This window comes from Rhizobium sullae, assembly GCF_900169785.1.
GTDB classification, from domain to species: domain Bacteria; phylum Pseudomonadota; class Alphaproteobacteria; order Rhizobiales; family Rhizobiaceae; genus Rhizobium; species Rhizobium sullae.
The window spans coordinates 1-717 of sequence record NZ_FWER01000226.1 but is presented as its reverse complement, the minus strand read 5'-3'; the positions used below and the strand labels follow the sequence as shown (position 1 = coordinate 717).

The 717-nt window shown below is 67.7% G+C and carries 1 pseudogene; it reads right to left on the bottom strand.

The features are described from left to right. Positions 1 to 244, bottom strand: a pseudogene (locus BN1800_RS39895) (RNA-guided endonuclease TnpB family protein); the annotation flags it as partial. Between the last annotated feature and the right edge of the window lie 473 nt (positions 245 to 717).

Below are 717 nucleotides of genomic sequence, written 5' to 3'. Positions count from 1 at the left end.
ATCGCTGCGACGTCCGTGCGGGGTTGACGTAAAAGACGGCGCCGCCGCGGCGGCGCATCTTGTATTCGAACTGCAGACGCGTCGCTGCGGGCGACACGTCGAGGATCGCCCGGCTCAGTCCGGACTTCTGCGCGACGTTGGTGCCCGGCTCCTCGACGGTCCCCTTGGCCGAGGCGGTCATGTTCTTCAGCTTCAGGTCCTCGAGATAGAGGACGTCGCAGCGCCTGACGACGTCGGTCGTCATCTTATGCTTCGCGTCCCGTCTGCGCCGGACGATCCTGGCCCTGAACCGCCTGAGATNCTGACGACGTCGGTCGTCATCTTATGCTTCGCGTCCCGTCTGCGCCGGACGATCCTGGCCCTGAACCGCCTGAGATCCCGCTGCGCCCGCAGACGGTTCTTCGAACCCCTCCTGCGGCGCGAGACGCGCCTGGCGAGGTTCGCCTCCCTGCGCTNCTGCGCCCGCAGACGGTTCTTCGAACCCCTCCTGCGGCGCGAGACGCGCCTGGCGAGGTTCGCCTCCCTGCGCTTCTCCTTCTCGGTCATTCTTGGCAGGTCGTAGACCGTGCCGTCGGAGAGCGCGAGCGCGTTGACCACGCCGAGGTCGCCCCCGAGCTCGACGAGATCCGGCAGGTCGAGAACGCTCGCAGGCTCGTCGACCTCACGCTCGGTCTGCACCGCGACGTACCAGTGGTCGCCGTCGGCGGAGACCGTGAC